We start from the raw sequence: 14,559 nt of genomic DNA on the forward strand, positions 1-14,559 counted from the left end.
CCCCTAATTTAAAATTTATAGGTGTTTAAGCATTAATTTTTGCTTTCGTTAATTTACGCCATACAAATTCAAGCGGGCCTTGGTTAAAATAACGGCTGTATATAAAGGTAAATATGAGCTGCAGTGCAACTAATGCCGTTGCAACTAACCAGTAGTCAATACGATCAAAATTGAGCACCCAGTGCGTAAATAGCACTTTATATAACAATAATTGTATGAGTGTTTGGCTAATATATAAAGTAAATGCTAAGCGCCCCGCTTGTTGAATAAGCGTGCCAACGTGTGCGCTGTTATTGCAAAATTTTACAATTAATTGAATATACAGCGTAGCCATACCTAGCGCCGCAAAAATATTTATAAATTCTTGCACCCCATATCCTAAGCTGCCATTAAGCTGTGATGCATAAAGCCTGATTCCACAAAAAACAAGGGTCATTGCACCGCAAACTATTAATTGCTGAGTCGTTAAGCCTTTACTAAAAACGTTTTGTTTATATAAATAAATGCCAATGAGCATAAGGCCCACGCACATCCACATTGTCATTATTGGCACCATAACAAGCATTAACGTGTTCATAGCAAGGTTACTAATAAAGTAATCAATATAGTGTGGGTTATATAATTCAATAAACTGTGCTGTATCGCGGTAAATTATTTCATCGGGTACGCTAGATATAACAAGTAAGGTAACCACACCCGACAACAAAGTAAATGAAAGCCCTCTTTTTAAAAGTACGTTGCTATCACTTTCTAAATATTTAATAACAAACCAGCCAGATACACCGTAAACAAATAAAATATCACCGGCCCAAAGTAAAAAACCATGCGCTAAACCAAAGAGGATTAACCAATAGAGCCTGCTTTTTATTTGCACTTCAGACTTGTAACGTTGCCACTGAATGTAAAGCCCAGCACCAAAAAGCAAACTAAACAGCGTTCTAAAACGCCCGTCTACAAACACGCTGCTAAGGGTGTGAATAATTGAGTCGCTAACAGGAGGATTAGTTAAGGAGGAATACCCATATTCAAAAATGCCGAAGGCGTAAGCATTCATGTAAACAAGGCCAAGCACGGCAACGCCGCGAATAAAGTCCATATTATAATTGCGCATTAAAGCTATTATCCGTTAAATATTATTCTTATAACTGTCAGCCCAATCGACTGACTGCTGGTAAAGTGGAGGTAGTATAGCACTGTCTATATTCAACAAAAGTACAGCTTGTTCAAGTGCCCACCAGCTTCCTGATTCATATGCTTTAACAACGTTCAAAATATAATAAAGTGTGTTTTTGTTCCCTAATAATGCCGTTTTTATTTCATCAGGGAATGGTAGCTTTTCAACAAGCAAGCTCATTGGTTGATCAAGGATTGCATCTAGCAGTGAAAATAATCCTGTTAAAAATGCTTCGCCTGACTGACTTTTATTAACCTTTTTTGCCACAAGCTCACAAAAGCGAGCACGTACAACACATACTTGCATTAGCTCCGCTGGCTTTTTACCCGCTGTATGAGCAGTAACAATAAGGCTCACAAACTTTTTCAGGCGTTCGTGTCCTAAATACACAAGCGCTTGCTTTAATGACGATATTTGGCTTTGTATAGGAAACACACCGCTGTTTATTAATCTTAGTAACTTATATGCGAGTGCAGCATCTAGCTCAAACAGGCTTGCGATGGTTTTAATGTCAGGGCTTTGCTTCATTATTTCGGCGTAAATAGCGACGACTAAACCATAATTATAATCAATGTCGTTTTGCTTGATCATGGTAGGCTTTGCAAAAAAATAGCCTTGAAAATAATCAAACCCCATATCAAAGGCAAGCTCATAGTCTTCTTGTGTTTCTATTTTTTCGGCTAGTATTTTTATTTGTTTATGCGCTTGTAACTTAGTAACTATGGGCTGTATTTCGCTAAGAGGTGTAATTGCAATATCAAATTTAATGAGCTTCACAAGCTTTAGAAAACGATCCCATTGTGGTTTATATACAAAATCATCGAGCGCGAGTTTGTAGTTACTATGAAATAAACCTCGGCATAGCTCATAGTTGTCGTCGGTAGGCTCTATGGTTTCGAGCAACTCAATCACAACGTCTTGGCATGGTAAGAAAGCACATAAATCGAGTTTTAGTGATTCTGGTCCTATATTAATAAGCGCTTTTTTGCCTGATGTAATATGGCGTGTACCTAAATTTAATTGATTTTCCATAATAAGCCTTGCTGTTGCTTGGCCTTCTGCAATATCTGGAAAATAATTTTTTGGACTATCACGAAAAAGTAGCTCATAGGCTACTACTTTTTTACTTCGATTGAATATTGCTTGCCTTGCAACAAATACAGACACATTACCTACTTCTTAGCTTTTATATAATACTAAGTAATTAAACCCTAAGCAGGTAGATTTGTCACTAAACTTTAAAGTACAGAAACGTTTTACCGGTATAAGGTTGTTATATAATCAGTTGCCACTTGTGGCCACGAAAAACGCATTTGCTCTGCGCTGTGCTTAATTTTATGCCATCTTTTAGGATTTTGCTTTTTAATTAAGAGAGTTTCGTCTAAACAGCTAATTAAATTACGCGTTTGCGTTGCCAACGTGTCTCCATTAAAGCTAAAACCATTTTCGTGGTGTTTAACAGTATCTTTTAATCCGCCAACACTGTGTACTAAACACGGTTGCCCCGCTCGCATTGCTAGCATTTGGCTAATACCACACGGTTCAAACGAGCTTGGCATTAAAAATAAGTCACCTAATTGATACATTAAATCGCCAACACCTTGCCCATACCCCTTCAAAAATAAAAGATTGGAATTACGCGCCATTGCTTTGGTAAATATGCTTTCGAGCTTTTTGTCACCCGAACCGAGAATAATAAGTCTGCCATTATGTTCATTAATTAATTGGCACACTTTATCAATAGCTAAAACCCCATTAACCTGCTGGCACAATAACAACACTTTTTGTTCGGTAAGTCGGCCAACGCTTGTGACTAATGGACCATTATTAACCGTTGCTTTAAATTGCTGTAATCGTTGGTGGGCAATATAGTAGCCACTTTGTAACTGCTCGTAATTGGCCATCCAACCAAACAAAGTACTCTCTGCTTGGCTATAAAAATCAGCGAGAGTTGCTCCTTCAAGTGCATTGCTTGGATATTCGCAGCCATTTAAAATACCAACAAGCTTGCCTTGGCTTGCTGCATTTTGCAGATCTTGCTCAAGCCCTTCGCCACCAAAAAAACCATGTTCGTAATTACTAGGTTCAAGAACCTCTTGGCTGTAAGTTGGCGATACAACATGTATTTTATCGCATAGATTTATTGCACTGCGCATAGGATTAAAACAATGAGGGTAACGCGGGTCGCATAATTGCTGGCCATTATAACTAAGTGATGGAAACCACGCCTCTAAGCTTGAATCATCATGTTTGAAAGGCCTTATCCCTTGCAGTGCAATATTATGCACTGTGAAGGCAATGGGTAAGGTATTAAGTGAGCTATAACGTGGCTCAAACTTAAGTAAAACTGTAACGCAGGCACTGTGCCAATCATGTAAATGCAGCGCTGTAGGGCGCTTTAATACACCTTGTAATAACGCTTCGCAGACGGCTGCGTTAAATAGAGCAAATTTAGTCGCATCAGTTGCAAAAGGCCTCCCCGGTGCATCATTACAATATACACTGCCTGATTCACTAAATAACGGGTGGCTAATAACAATTTGGCTTACATTATTTTCGGCTTGTTGTACTTTAAAAATGGTTAATACATGGGGTTGAGCATTAAATGCAACAGTTACTTCACCTACATAAATACGCTCAAGCGGCTCAAACCCGTAATCAGGAATAACAACATCAACCGTTATACCTTGCTTAGCGAGTGCCCTAGGTGCATCGCGTACTACATCTGCCACACCGCCTACTTTTGCGCCTGGTAACGCGTCATTTTCTGCTGCAACCATTAATACATGCATTAATTTATTATTTCCTTTAAACCTGTGTGAGCTTGCTCACAAATGAGCAAGCTATGTTGTCGTGCTTATCTAACTTGTTGTTACGCTAGCTTTTTATTTTCTCGCGCTTGGCGTTCTAACTTTTTTGCAAGCTCAGTGAGCATATCACGTGTAACAAGAACGATACCTTTTTTAGATACCCTAAAGCCGTTTTCTTCATCTGTTTTTTTGTCAAAACCGATTTCAAGACCCGCAGGTATTTCACAGCTTCTATCTATTATTGCGCGTTTAATTTTACAACCTCGGTTTATAACCGCACCGGGTAAAATAACCGACTGCTCAATGGTACAAAATGAGCGAACGTGAACGTTAGAAAACAACAGGGATTTTCTAACCGCAGAGCCCGAAATAATACACCCACCCGAGACTGTTGAGTCTAAAGCCATACCACGTCTATCTTCATCATCAAAAATAAACTTAGCAGGTGGTAGTTGCTCTTGATAAGTCCATATTGGCCACGTTGGATCGTATAAATCAAGTTGTGGCTCTGGCATTACCAGTTCCATATTAGCTTCCCAGAACGAGTCAAGCGTACCTACATCGCGCCAATAAGGTTGCCCTTCTTGGTTTGGATCTCTAAATGGGAAAGCAAATACATTATGCTCTTCTATAATCGCTGGAATAATATCGTGACCAAAATCGCGTCCAGAGCCTTCATTTTCAGAATCTTTTTTAAGTTGCTCAAATAAAAATTCTGTATTGAAAATGTAGTTCCCCATTGATGCTAAACATGTACCTGGCTTGCCGGGTACGGAGCTCGGCATTGCTGGTTTTTCATCAAAACGACACACTCTATTTTCTTCATCAACGGTCATTACACCAAACGTGTCTGCGGCTTCCTCTACTGGAACTTCAATACAACACACAGTCATATCTGCGCCTTTTTGCACATGTTCAGCCAATAAAGCACCATAATCCATACGGTACACATGATCTCCAGACAAAATCATCACATATTTAGGAAGCTCATGACGAATAATATCTATGTTTTGAAAAACAGCATCTGCGGTTCCACAATACCAATCATCACCTTGGCGCTGAGATGCAGGTAGTATTTCAACCGACTCTCCTAGCTCTTTTTTAAAGTGCCCCCATGCGCGGTTTACATGGCGTATTAATGAATGTGATTTATATTGTGTAGCAATACCAACACGTCTCACACCCGAGTTAATGCAGTTTGATAGTGGAAAATCGATAATTCGATGCTTACCACCAAAGTAAACTGCTGGCTTTGCTCGCCAATCGGTTAACTCATGCAGGCGAGAACCGCGACCGCCTGCCAGTATTAACGCGTAAGTTTCTCTGGTTAGGCTACTTATGTAGCGATTTGCATAATTAGGCATAATACTCTCTCCATTTAGTCTAGGCTGTTAGTGGCATGGCTTTTAGTTGTCGTTAAGTCTGTTTCACTAATATTGAGGGGTTCTAAATGCCAAATATCTTCACTGTATTGGCTTATGGTTCTGTCACTTGAAAACAGTCCACTGGCTGCTGTATTTAAAATACTCATTTGTGTCCAGTAGGTCTGATCTGCGTAAGCTTTATCAACTTCTTTTTGAGTTGCTACATAACTTTCAAAATCGTGAGCAACAAGCCATGGATCGTGCGGGCTCTTAATTGCATTTGTTATGTCGTCAAATAAGCATGGCTCAAATAAATTAAAATGCCCGCTCTCGAGTAATTGCATCACATTCTTTAAATCGCTATTTTGCGATATTAAATGCTCTGGATTATAACGTGATTTAATATCGTCAATTTCGTGCGCTTGTGCGCCAAACAAAAAGAAGTTATCAGCACCAACAGCATCTCTAATTTCAATGTTTGCGCCATCCAGCGTGCCTATTGTCAATGCACCATTCATCATAAATTTCATGTTGCCAGTACCAGACGCTTCTTTGCCTGCGGTAGATACTTGCTCTGAGAGGTCGGTTGCAGGACAAATAACTTCCATTGCGGTTACGTTGTAATTAGGTAAAAATGCGACGCGTAAATATGGTGCAGCTTGAGGGTCTTTATTTATAACCTCTGCCACGTTATTAATAAGCTTAATAATTTTTTTAGCCATGTAATAACCTGGCGCTGCTTTACCACCTAATAGAACACAACGAGGAACAAGTCCTTGGGTATCCCCACGGCGAATACGGTCATATAAATGAATCACATGAAGTATGTTTAATAGCTGACGTTTGTATTCGTGGATACGTTTTACTTGTACGTCAAACATCATTGAAACATCAAAATCGATATCGCAGCGCGCCTTAACTAAATCAACTAAACGTTGTTTGTTTTCACGTTTAGCATTTTGCCACTGCTCATGAAATGCCTTGTTGTCATAAAAACGACGTAGGTCACTAATTTTTGAGAAGTTTTTAACCCAGTCATGACCAATTTTTCCACCAATTAATTCACTTAATACTGGATTACAATGCGCAAGCCATCGACGAGGCGTTACACCATTTGTTTTGTTATTAAACTTATCTGGCCACAATGCATAAAATTCTTTAAATAATCCCGCTTTTAACAGTTCAGTATGAAGTGCTGCTACGCCATTTACAGAGTAACTACCTACAATAGCTAAATAAGCCATACGAATTTGCGGCTCATCACCCTCTTCAATCAGTGACAATGCACGTTGCTTTTCAACATCTCCCGGCCATTGCTGTGCAACTTGTGCTAAAAAGCGTGCATTTATCTCGTAAACTATTTCTAAAATGCGTGGTAATAATTTTGAAAACAACGAAACAGACCATTTTTCAAGCGCTTCAGGAAGTAGCGTATGATTTGTATAGGCCATGGTTTTAGTTGTGATTTGCCACGCATCGTTCCAATTTAATTCGTAATCATCAATTAAAATACGCATTAGCTCTGCAACAGCAATACTTGGATGCGTGTCGTTTAACTGAAAAACATGAAAATCAGCAAAGTCACTAAAGCTCTCGCCATGTTGAGAAACCCATTGGTCTACTACGTCTTGAATACTCGCCGATGATAAAAAGTATTGTTGGCGTAACCTAAGCTCCTTACCATTTTCGCTGCTGTCATTTGGATACAGCACCATGGTGATCTGTTCGGCTAGATTTTTTTGTGCGACGGCTTCTGAATAACTGCCCGCATTAAATTCGGTTAAATTAAATTCATCTGTTGCCTCTGATTTCCACAGACGTAGTGTATTTACGATATTGTTTTTATACCCAGGGACAGGTACATCGTACGGTACAGCTAATACATCTTGTGAGCCCATCCATTGACGGTGCTCTCTGCCAAATTTATCTGTGTAACTTTGCACATAGCCACCAAACTTCACACGTTTTGCATGCTCTGGTGCGCTTAGCTCCCATGGATGTCCTTCACGTAGCCAGTTATCTGGTTGCTCAATTTGGTTACCATCTTTAATCGATTGATTAAACATGCCGTATTCGTATCGTAGGCCATAGCCAATAACAGGCAACGCTAAACTAGCACAGCTATCTAAAAAGCAGGCTGCAAGGCGCCCTAGCCCGCCATTTCCTAGGCCAGCGTCGTGCTCGGCGTCTTCAATTGTTTCTATTGTTGTGCAGTACTCTTGTAGTGCTGAGCTTACTTGTTCATCTAAATCTAGATTTAAAACAGCATTACCTAGCGCACGCCCCATCAAAAACTCAAGAGAAAGGTAAGCCGTTTTGCGGCGTTTCTCTTGCTTAATTTGTTGATTCGTTTCTCTGCAGCGGGCTACAAGTCTGTCGCGAATAGTAAGCGCTAATGCGTGATACAAATAATGCTGCGATTCACCAACCTTATCTCGGCCGAGGGTATAATAAAAATGCCGTGTTAAGTCATCTTTAAGCGTACTTTCATCAATAACGGGCCCTTCTTGCCAGCCCTTTACTACACACACTTGATCACTTTGTTTAACCATGACTAACATCCTCTAAATTGGCACTAAAAACCCAACTACTTTGTGCTGAAATTTCAACCATCGCATCTTCATTACTGCTCACAGATGCATTATGTACACTTGATAGAATCATTTGCCACGGCGCATTAATTGGCGATGGGGGCATTTGACAAAAAATTGTTTTTTCACTGGCATTAAATACAATCAGCAATGCATGATTGTTTTGCTTATCAAGTAAGCTATACATTAAAAACTGTCTGGTATCTTCATGCCAGTGAGCATCAGTCATGGTTTTACCTTGTTCGGTAAACCACTTAACGGTAAAACGCTCGTCTATATCATCTAAAAATACACTGTGTTTAAACGCACTGTGCGCACGTCTAATTTTTAATGCATCATCAATAAATCGTGTTAACGAATGATTAAGTTGAGAATCTTTCCAGGCAAGCCAACTAGTGCGATTATTTTGGCAATAAGCATTGTTATTCCCCCCTTGCGAGTGCGCCATTTCGCTACCAGCAGCAATCATGGGAACACCTTTTGAGAGAATTAAAGTAAGTAAAAAGTTCTTTTGTTGCTGTAAGCGCAGTGCGTTTATTTTAGAGTCGCTGGTAAAACCTTCTACCCCACAGTTAAACGAATGATTTGCACTGTGCCCATCTCGATTTTGCTCGCCATTAGCTTCGTTATGTTTATGCTCATAACTCACTAAATCAGCAAGGGTAAAACCATCATGACTCGTTATAAAATTAATACTATTGAGCGGCCCACGTTGGCTGTGCTCAAAAATATCAAACGATCCATGCAAACGTTTTGCAACATTGGCAATAATACCCGTTTCACTTTGCCAAAAACGTCTAATTACATCGCGGTATTGATCGTTCCATTCTCGCCATGGCGGCGGAAATGCACCAAGCTGATAACCACCTGGGCCTATATCCCAAGGCTCACTTATTAACTTAACTTTGTTAAGCACAGGGTCTTGGGCAACTACTTGTAAAAAAGTATGTGCGGAGCTAAAGCCTGCTTTTGAGCGGCCTAAAATGGTCGCTAAATCAAACCTAAAACCATCAACTCCCATTACTTCAACCCAATAACGAAGGCTATCAAGTACAAGTTGCAGTGTTTTAGGGTGGTCAATATTTATGGTATTACCACAGCCGGTATCGTTTATATATACGTCAGGCTGCCCCTCTACTGTGCGGTAATAGGCTAAGTTATCAAAGCCTCTAAGCGATAGTATAGGGCCATCCGCCCCTGCTTCAGCTGTGTGGTTGTAAACAACATCTAATATGACTTCTATGTCTGCAGCATGGAGCTCTTGCACCATTTGCTTAAACTCGTTTATATCGTCGTTTACCAAATAGTCTTTATGGGGCGTAAAAAAGTTAAGCGTGTTGTAACCCCAGTAGTTTTGCAAACCTTTCCCTGTTAAAAATTGCTCACTAATAAAAGAATGAACAGGCAAAAGCTCAACGGCTGTAACACCAAAGCTTTGTAAGTGTTCAATAAAGCTTGGATGGCTTAACCCTAAAAACTTTCCTTGTAGAGATTTGGGAATTTTAGGATGACGACACGTTGTACCTTTCACATGACACTCATAAATAACCGTGTTTGACCAACGGTGGTTAGGCTTTTTATGCGCGTACAACGTAGGAGCCGCTACTTTTGATTTAGGTATATCAATCGCATTATTTACAGTGCTTTTAGTACCGATGGGCATTTGCCCGTAATGGCGCTCACTCCAAGTAAACTCACCAAACAAGTCTTTTGCATATGGGTCTATCAGCAGCTTATTTTCGTTAAACAGTTGACCATTTTTAGGGTTATACTCACCCTCAACTCTAAAACCATAAAGCGCACCGGCGTTTAATGGCGAAATATGAATACTCCAAATACCCCCTTCGTTGATATTCATCGCCATTTTTAGTATTTCTGAATGGCCACTTTTATCAAACAGGCATACATAAGCTTGGCTCGCCCCAGGCGCATAAAGCGCGAAGTTGACCCCATTATCAATAACACTAGAGCCAAGTGGTTCTACATTACCGGGTGCTACATCAAATCGGTTACTCATCATCAACCTTTTGTAAATAAATAGTAGTTAAGCCACCAATGGCAATTGAAATACTGTGTTTAAAACCATGATTTGATTCGTTTATTGCCTGAACTATCAGCGAAGAATCTTTAGTTACCTCAACGCCAGAGCCAAAAAACTGAGTATCGTCTGTATTTACAATGACCTTGTAACGCCCTTTACTCGGTACGCCAATAACGTAGTTTTCATAGGACGCGGGGGTAAAATTAGCAATAACAACCACAAAGTTTTTTGCGTTTTTAGCATAGCGAACAAAGCTCAGAATGCTCTGCTGATTATTATTGTTATCTATCCAGGTAAAACCAGCCGCGCTCGAATCAAGCTCATACAACGCGGGTTGGGTTTTATAAACGGTATTGAGCGCTTTTACGGTGTGCTTTATACCGCTGTGGCTTTGGTGCTCAAGTAAATGCCAATCGATAGAATGATCGTGCCCCCACTCTTTTCGCTGTGCAATTTCACCGCCCATAAATAAGAGTTTTTTACCCGGGTGTGCCCACATAAATGCGTAATAAGCGCGTAAATTTGCAAATTTTTGCCAATCATCGCCTGGCATTTTTTCAATTAACGAGCCTTTACCATGTACTACCTCATCGTGGCTTAATGGCAATATATAGTTTTCGCTAAACGCGTATACCATCGAAAAAGTCATTTCATGATGATGATGCTGACGATATAAAGGGTCGTGCTGCATGTAATGCAAACTATCGTTCATCCAACCCATGTTCCACTTATAACCAAAGCCTAAACCGTTGTGCTCAACACTTTGGGTGACACCCGGCCATGCTGTCGACTCCTCAGCCACCATCATAATGCCTGGGTTGTTTTTATAGCTGCGCATATTGACTTGCTTTAGGCACTCAATTGCACCTAAGTTTTCACGCCCGCCGTAACAATTAGCAACCCACTCGCCTTCTTTTCGGCTGTAATCTAAATACAACATAGAAGCTACGGCATCTACACGCAGGCCATCTAAACCAAATTGATGTAGCCAATACATAGCATTTGATATTAAAAAGCTTTTAACTTCAGGACGGTCGTAGTTATAAATGTAGGTATTCCAATCAGGATGAAACCCTTGGCGCTTATCAGCATGCTCATATAAATGGGTGCCATCAAATCGATGTAAGCCATGCGGATCGCTTGGAAAATGCCCTGGTACCCAATCAAGCAAAATACCTAAATTAGCATTGTGGCACTGCTCTACAAAGTATTTAAAGCTGTTGTAGTCGCCAAAGCGGCTGGTAGGTGCAAATAATCCAACAGGCTGATACCCCCACGAACCATCAAACGGGTATTCACTTATTGGCATAAGTTGCAGGTGAGTAAAATTCATTTCAAGGGCATAGCTAACGAGTTTGTCGGCAAGCTCTGTGTAACTTAAATAGCGGTTGTTTTCAGCGCGTTGCCATGAGCCTAAATGCACTTCGTAAATACTAATTGGTGCATCAATATGGTTACGCTTTTGTCTGTATTGAAGTGCCTGCTCGCCAAGCTTTATAGGTTCTGGTTTATACTGCAGTACACTTGCAGTGCCAGGTGCTTGTTGCATTTTAAATGCATAAGGGTCGGCTTTTTCGAGCACCTCTCCACTTTGCGCGGTAATTGCAAATTTGTAGCACATGTCAGCTTTAAGGCCTGGTACAAATAACTCCCATACACCACTTGCAGGATGAAAGCGCATAAAGTGGCGATTCGCTTGCCAAAAGTTAAACTCACCAATAATAGAGACACTTGCCGCATTAGGCGCCCATACACAAAAACGTACACCGTCTACGTTTTGTTGAGTACTAAAATGTGCACCAAAATGCGAGTAAGCATGTTCAAGACTGCCTTCGTTAAATAAATACATTGCCTCTGCATCAAGTGTGCTTTGGAAACTGTATTCATCATAAAAGGTAACGCTGCTATCTGTGTACTGAGTAATGCATTCATATGGCGCAGTGGGCAAAGCATCAACTTTGGCTATAAATAAGTCACTTTGCTGGTAGCGTTTCGCCTTAATACTTTTATTATTTAATGTAACACTTACGCTTATTGCACAAGGTAGATAAAAACGAATTTCAACCTCAGCATCCGTTTTATGTGCCCCTAAGAAGCTAAATGGGTCTTTAAATCGCCCTATATTTAATGCGTGTACTTGTGCATCATAACTATTTTCATTAGTTGTACTGCTCATTTAACCTTTCCTTATTGAATCGATAGCAGCTAAAAGTGAGGCATTTTTGGTAAAAATTTCTTCACTGGTATGCGTTAATACACGTCGCCAATTAGGATATTCTTTATCTGTCCCGGGGATATTAACCGGATACTTTTGCTCATCTAAGTCATCTATTTGTATTGCAAATAAACGCGATTGAGAGCCTGCTAAACACAATGCAAGTGCGCTATAAACAGTCACAGCTTCACTATGTAATAAAAGCTCAGTTGTATTGCCATGGTGATTAATAAAACGTAGTAACCTTTGTTGCTCTTCTATTCGCTGTTGCTTTAGTTGCTCGTATTCATTGCAAGTTATAAGCTTATATTGTTGCTTAATATCTAAATCATCATGTTGCCACCAGCCTGTAAATGGAGGAACATCGTGATTGGCTATCATTAACAAACAATGTGTTGCTAGCTCATCTACCGATAAAAACTCTCCACTGTGTTGTTTCTCAAAATAAAATAAGCTGTTGGAAAAAATACAGCTAGATGCCAAAGCTTCCCTAACCTCTGGCGGTACGATGCCTAAATCTTCACCAATAACAATACTCTGATTAATATGCGATTCAATTTTTAAAATGGCAAGTAAATGCTCAAACGGATAGTAAACATAACAGCCGTCTTGTTCGCCATTGCTTTCAAAGCACCACCATAGGCGCCTAATAGCCATTACGTGGTCAATTCGAAGCCCACCTACGTTTTGCATGTTTGCGCGAATGAGCGAGCGGTAAAATTGGTAGTGATTATTACTAAGGCTTTGGGGATTGAGGGCTGGGAGGCCCCAATTTTGACCTGCTTCAGCCCATGGATCGGGTGGAGCGCCTACACTTGCACCTTGGCTAAACAACGATTGCTGATTTTTAAATTCAGCCCCATCGCCAGCACAACCAACAGCTAAGTCGTTTATTAAGCCAATAGCCATGCCTCTCTCTGCGCAACTTTTTTGACACAGTGCAAGTTGCATATGCGCTTGCCATTGCAGGTAATAAGCAAATGTTAGGTTATCTGATTCGAGGGTATTTAACGTAGTAGAGTGAGCATTACAAAAATCAGTAAACGCTTGGCGACGCTCATCACTTGCCGTTAATTCAAACTGATTATAAAGCGCTTCAAATAACGTATACTTTATACGGCTTACATTTTCATAATCTATAAACTGATCATTACTTTTAATAAGTGCAGCGACATCATCTTGCTGCATAATGGCGTCAAGGTTTTCGTTATTTATTGCGTCTTCGCTTAGTACGATAGAAATATAAAGAGGATTTAATAAAGCGCGACTATTAGGGCTATAAGGACTGGCTCGCTCTGGCATATCAGCAAATAACAAATGCAGTGGATTAAGTAATATATAATCCATGTTTTGGGAGCTGCATAGTTTTGTAAGCGCTAATAAATCGTCAAAGTCGCCAATACTAAAATTCGCTCTATTTTTTAATGTGTAAAGCTGAATAGATAATCCAGTGCGCTTTGTGTCTCCCACTTGATAGACTTGCTCAGGCACGCACCAAATTTGTGTAATAGCGTGTTGCTCACCTACCTGAACATTAGCGTCATGATAGCCAATTGGCATATTACCAATGGGTAGTGCCAGCTCAATATAGCGAACGCCATGCAAGTAATATTCACCAGTGACAGCCAAGTTATAAAGGTTATAAAGGTTATCAAATGCTAAATGCATTCCAAGTGAAGGGACATCAATATTAGCGGCTAAATATTGCTGACGTTCATCTATACGAAGCTTTAACAAACATGCAGTTTGCTCAACTAAACTCACACTAGGTACTAAATCAAGCCAAAGCGATGCATCTAAATCATAAGTTAGTTGAGCTATTCCTGCTTCATTATTTGTATCAACACCACAACATTGCAAAGCACGTTTACGCGTTTCTTCGCTAAAAAATACCTGTTCACCTGTATACTTAGTGAATTCAAAGCCAATACCATGCAGGTAAAACAACTGCGAAAGAGCATCCATTGAATCGCCTTAATTAGTGCGTTGAGTATTTACTATGCTGTTTTCTGTGCCAAATGTATTGCCGATATAACCGTCAGCTTGATGGTCGTTATCCCAAATATCTCCATTAATTAGATAACGAAAGTGAAATTGTTGATCGATAGGTAAGCGTTGCTTAAATTTAAACACACCTTGTTTTTTGTAAAGCTTCATTGGCACTGGTTGCCAATCATTAAATTCACCTAATAAGCAAACTTCTTCTGCCTCTGGATGAGAAAATTCAAAAGTAACTTCAGCTTCATTTTTTGTTTTAAAAAAACGTTTATTCAACATAGCAGGCTCCAACTAAACCGAAAAGGGTACTTAATCTTTGCCACAGGCCATACAACTAAATAAAAAGGCGATGTGGATTCCATTCAA

9 protein-coding genes are annotated in these 14,559 nt (G+C 40.0%); all 9 read right to left on the reverse strand.

All coding sequences use genetic code 11. The features are described from left to right. Positions 1–25 precede the first annotated feature (25 nt). Positions 26–1,111, reverse strand: coding sequence for a DUF418 domain-containing protein (locus ABX891_RS18425; RefSeq protein WP_502936057.1), 1,086 nt, complete (start codon positions 1,109–1,111; stop codon positions 26–28). 15 nt (positions 1,112–1,126) lie between these two features. Next, entirely contained in the window at positions 1,127–2,341 is a 1,215-nt protein-coding gene (locus ABX891_RS18430) for an EAL and HDOD domain-containing protein (RefSeq protein ID WP_354630326.1), read from the reverse strand. Positions 2,342–2,430: 89 nt separating this feature from the next. After that, positions 2,431–3,966 carry a glycogen synthase gene (locus ABX891_RS18435; RefSeq protein WP_354630327.1) on the reverse strand — a complete coding sequence of 512 codons (1,536 nt, stop codon included), beginning with the start codon at positions 3,964–3,966 and terminating at the stop codon, positions 2,431–2,433. An 80-nt stretch (positions 3,967–4,046) separates the two neighbouring features. Further along, positions 4,047–5,348, reverse strand: coding sequence for a glucose-1-phosphate adenylyltransferase (gene glgC / locus ABX891_RS18440; protein ID WP_002958601.1), 1,302 nt, complete (start codon positions 5,346–5,348; stop codon positions 4,047–4,049). Positions 5,349–5,362: 14 nt separating this feature from the next. After that, on the reverse strand, positions 5,363–7,900 hold the full coding sequence (locus tag ABX891_RS18445; RefSeq protein WP_354630328.1) for a glycogen/starch/alpha-glucan phosphorylase: 2,538 nt from the start codon (positions 7,898–7,900) through the stop codon (positions 5,363–5,365). Further along, positions 7,893–9,956: a glycogen debranching protein GlgX gene (gene glgX / locus ABX891_RS18450; protein ID WP_354630329.1), complete on the reverse strand. Its 2,064-nt coding sequence runs from the start codon at positions 9,954–9,956 to the stop codon at positions 7,893–7,895. Before glgX ends, ABX891_RS18445 begins: the two co-directional genes overlap by 8 nt. Further along, a complete protein-coding gene (glgB, locus tag ABX891_RS18455; protein ID WP_354630330.1) occupies positions 9,949–12,156 on the reverse strand; it encodes a 1,4-alpha-glucan branching protein GlgB in 2,208 nt (735 codons plus the stop codon). Before glgB ends, glgX begins: the two co-directional genes overlap by 8 nt. Then, positions 12,157–14,160 (reverse strand): 4-alpha-glucanotransferase, encoded by a 2,004-nt coding sequence (gene malQ, locus ABX891_RS18460; protein WP_354630332.1) that lies wholly within the window; start codon positions 14,158–14,160, stop codon positions 12,157–12,159. Positions 14,161–14,169: 9 nt separating this feature from the next. Further along, positions 14,170–14,472 carry an isoamylase early set domain-containing protein gene (locus ABX891_RS18465; RefSeq protein WP_354630333.1) on the reverse strand — a complete coding sequence of 101 codons (303 nt, stop codon included), beginning with the start codon at positions 14,470–14,472 and terminating at the stop codon, positions 14,170–14,172. Positions 14,473–14,559 lie beyond the last annotated feature (87 nt).

Source organism: Pseudoalteromonas sp. NCIMB 1079 (genome assembly GCF_040567695.1).
In the GTDB taxonomy this organism is placed as follows: domain Bacteria; phylum Pseudomonadota; class Gammaproteobacteria; order Enterobacterales; family Alteromonadaceae; genus Pseudoalteromonas; species Pseudoalteromonas distincta.